A 3921-nucleotide genomic window follows, 5' to 3' on the forward strand; every position below is an offset into this window, starting at 1 on the left:
GTCGAGCGCGTCCACCACGGCCCGCCCGAGCGGCGGCGCCCACGGCACCGCGCACACGCCGAGCAGCTGGAACGCGTCCGGCAGGCCGTGCGTCCCGATGAAACCGGCCACCCACTCCGCCCGCTCGCCGGCGGCCAGCGTGCCGAGGAGCTGGGCGCGCTCGGCCAGGGACACCGCCCCCGGACCGCCCGCCTCCACGGCGGAGGGCTCGCCGAGCAGCGCCCGTGCCCACGCGGCGTCCCGCTGGCGCACCGCCGCACGGCACCAGGCCGCGTGCAGCTCGCTGCGCCAGTCGTCCCCGACCGGCAGGGCCACGATCTGCTGCGGAGTGCGCCCGCCGAGCCGGCGCGACCACGTACCCAGAGGCGCCGCCTCCACCAGCTGCCCCAGCCACCAGGACCGTTCGCCCCGGCCCGCGGGGGCCTTGGGCACCACGCCGTCCCGCTCCATGCCCGCGTCGCACTCGTGCGGTGCCTCGACCGCGAGCAGGGGCGCGTCCCCCGTGTGATCCACGGCCACACACGCCCCCGCCCGGACCGCCATCCGTCGCGCGAGGGCCGAGTCGGGCAGCGCGGACAGCAACTCGGCGGCCGTCGCCCGTACGTTACGGCTGCGGTCGGCGAGCGACCGCTCCAGGAACGGCTCGTCGTCCGGGCCGAGGCGGGTGCGCAGCGAGTCGAGGAACATCAGCCGGTCCTCGGCCCGCTCCGTCGCCCAGGTCGTCGCGAGCAGTTCGCGTGCGGCGGAGGGCTCGCGGGAACGCAGCGAGGAGAGCAGGGCGACCCGCTCCGCGAAGAGGCCCTCCTGCCAGAGCCGCAGCACCCTCTCCGTGTCCCCGGGCCCCGGCAGCGACGTGCCCCCGCCCGGCGCCGAGCGCAGGGCGAACCGCCAGTCCGGGTTGAGGCGGGCCAGCCACAGGCCTCGCGGTCCCGCGAACCGCAGGGCCGCCGGCCGCAGATCCGTACGCCCCCGCGCGGCGTCCAGCAGGGCGGGCAGCACCGGCGGGGGCGCCGCGAAACCGCGGGCGTTCGCGGCCGCGAGCCACTGGGGCAGCAGCTCCAGCAGGTCCGGGGCCGCGCCCCGGCGGCCGCCACCGGAGGCGCCGGAGCGGTCGGTGAGCAGCGTCGTCAGCCGGCGGGCGGCGGCGGGCGGCAGCCCGGGACGCGGGTCCTCGGGCGCCGGCCGCGGACGCCCGGCCGCCCTGGCGGGGCGCAGTCCGGCCCGCCGCCGTACGGTCGCCGCGGCCGCCGCGTCCAGCAGGGCCGCCGGGGCGTCCGCACCGGACGGGGAACCCGCCGGAGTGCGGCGGTCCGTCCCCAGCAGGGCGGTGGTCACGAGGTCCTCCCACACCCCCGGGAGGTCGGAGGCGGCCGGGCCCGGTGCGGCCGGGGCGTCCGCCGGGCCCGGTGCGTGCGGGTCCGGCCCGGGGGGAGCGGCGGAGTGCGGGCCGGACGGTGCCGCGGCGGTGGCGGGCCTGTTCATCGGATTCCTTTCCTGCGGGTGTCCGCGGGAGGCCGCGAGGTCTTCCGCGGGGGGCGTGCGGGGGCGCCCCGGCGGCCGGGGAAAGGCCCGGAGAGAAGGCTCAGCACAGCGGCACCACCTCTCCGGGACCCTCCGGCCAGGCGGCCAGCGGGGCGAACCCCCGGTGGCCGCACTCGCCGAAGACCTTGACCGGTGCGCCACCCGAGAGCGCGACGAGACGCCACAGGCCCGGGCGGGAACGCGCGGCCGCGACGAGCGGCAGGGCCGCGTCCCCGTCCGCGTCCGCGAGCTGCCAGGAGTCGCCGTCCGGGACCGGTACCACCCGGTCCAGGGTCACCGGCACCGAATCCAGCCAGGGATCGTCACGCAGGGCGTCGCCGTACCGGGAGGTGGCCAGGGTCGTCGTCGTCCCCGGGGGCCGCTCGGTGGTGGGCGCGGGCGGCGCGAACCGCTCGCCCAGCGCCGCCCGCACCTGCCCCGCGCCCGGATGGGCGGACAGCTCGGCGTCCAGGACCAGGCCCACCGGCAGCGACGGCTCGGGGGCGCGCCCGGCGGCGCCGTAGGAGAGGAGCAGCGAGGTGCGCCGCGACCGTGTGCCGTACAACCAGATCCGGCGGGTCGTCAGACGCGCGTCCGCCGTGTCGTACTGGGCGAGCACCAGCCAGCGGTCGCGCACCGGCGGACCGTCCGCCGGGGCCGGCAGGCCGACGCGGGAGCGGACCGTCGCGGCCAGCCCCTCCGGCAGCCGCTCGCGACGCAGCCAGCCCTGGTCGAGGAGGTGGAGCAGCGCGCACTCCTCCAGCAGCCTGGACGGCCATCCCGGACCCGTGCCCGGGATCGCCCCCAACTCGCGCACCCTGGCGGCCAGCCCCTGCGCCTGGGCGTCGACCATCCGGGCCGCCGTCTCCTCCCACAGGCCGTACCCGGACCGCTCCGTCGCCGCCAGCCCGCCACGGAGCAGGTCCGCCAGCCGCCGCTCCAGCTCCGACGCGCCCGCCGTGACCCGCCCGGCGCGCCGCTCCGCCCTGCGCCGGGCGGCCTCCGGATCGGCGGGCCCGGACGAGGGACCGGAGGAGGGGGCCGCGCCCTTCTCCCGCTCCGCGCGCCCGCGTCTGTCCCCGATCCACCGGCCGGCCCACTCCGGCGCCTCTCCCTGCGGCACCGCCCCTTCGTCGCCCGCCCAGAGCAGCAGCAGACCGAGCGCGTGCTTGCACGGGAACGTGCGGCTCGGGCAACTGCACCGGTACGCGGGCCCGGAGTCGTCCGCGAGGTCGACCACCGTCCGGTACGGCGTGCTGCCGCTGCCCTCGCACAGCCCCCACACGGCCCCCTCCCCCGAGCTGCCGGTCCCGGACCACGGGCCGGCCGAGCCGAGTCCGCTTCCCGCCCTGCGCGACGCGGTGTCGGGCGCCAAGGCCAGCACCTGGTCCGCGGTCCACCGCACCCCCTGCACAGTCATGCCACCGAAGGTAGAACCCGCCACTGACAATCGCCCCGGTGATTGCGTCGTCCCAGGTCACGGCGATTGTCAGTGGTGTGGTGCAGGGTGGTCGGCAGATCAGAACCGGCTGAGCTGGAGGGGGACTCCGCCATGACTGTCTCCGTTGAACCGACATCCGTCGACCCGCGTCAGCGGCACGGTTCCGCGGCGGAGGCCGAGGTCCTGCGGGCGCATGCCGAGGACGCCTTCGCCGCCGAACTCACCGCACTGGCCGGGCAGGACGACCGTCCGCGGCCCGCCCGGTGGAAGCTGTCCCCGTGGGCCGTCGCGACCTACCTGCTCGGCGGCACGCTGGCGGACGGCACCGTGATCACACCCAAGTACGTGGGTCCGCGCCGCATCGTCGAGGTCGCGGTCACCACCCTGGCCACCGATCGCGCGCTGCTCCTGCTCGGGGTGCCCGGCACCGCGAAGACCTGGGTGTCCGAGCACCTCGCCGCCGCGGTCAGCGGCGACTCCACCCTGCTGGTCCAGGGCACCGCCGGCACCCCGGAGGAGGCCATCCGCTACGGCTGGAACTACGCCCGGCTGCTCGCCCACGGGCCGAGCCGCGACGCCCTCGTGCCCAGCCCCGTGATGCGGGCGATGGCGGACGGGACGACGGTCCGGGTCGAGGAACTGACCCGTATCCCGGCCGATGTCCAGGACACGCTCATCACGATCCTGTCGGAGAAGACACTGCCGATCCCCGAACTGGGCCAGGAGGTGCAGGCGGTCCGCGGCTTCAACCTGATCGCCACCGCCAACGACCGCGACCGCGGGGTCAACGACCTGTCCAGCGCCCTGCGCCGCCGTTTCAACACGGTGGTGCTGCCGCTGCCGGAGACACCCGAGGCGGAGGTCGACATCGTCTCGCGCCGCGTGGACCAGATCGGCCGCTCCCTCGATCTGCCGGCCGCGCCCGACGGCGTCGACGAGATCCGCCGGGTCGTCACCGT

Annotated in this window: 3 protein-coding genes; 1 reads left to right on the plus strand and 2 read right to left on the minus strand. The window is 77.3% G+C overall.

Going from position 1 to position 3921, the window contains the following annotated elements:
- Both AOK18_RS08005 and AOK18_RS08010 read right to left on the minus strand, forming a co-directional pair.
- On the minus strand, positions 1–1482 hold a 1482-nt coding region (locus AOK18_RS08005), incomplete at its 3' end, for a DUF5691 domain-containing protein (RefSeq protein ID WP_240503103.1).
- A 100-nt stretch (positions 1483–1582) separates the two neighbouring features.
- A complete protein-coding gene (locus AOK18_RS08010) occupies positions 1583–2941 on the minus strand; it encodes an SWIM zinc finger family protein (protein WP_055693869.1) in 1359 nt (452 codons plus the stop codon).
- A 132-nt stretch (positions 2942–3073) separates the two neighbouring features.
- On the opposite strand from AOK18_RS08010, the gene AOK18_RS08015 reads away from it, so the two are divergent.
- Positions 3074–3921 (plus strand): ATP-binding protein (locus AOK18_RS08015; protein ID WP_240503104.1); only part of this gene is annotated, 848 nt, incomplete at its 3' end.

The sequence above is a fragment of the Streptomyces prasinopilosus genome, from assembly GCF_001419695.1.
GTDB lineage: Bacteria > Actinomycetota > Actinomycetes > Streptomycetales > Streptomycetaceae > Streptomyces > Streptomyces prasinopilosus.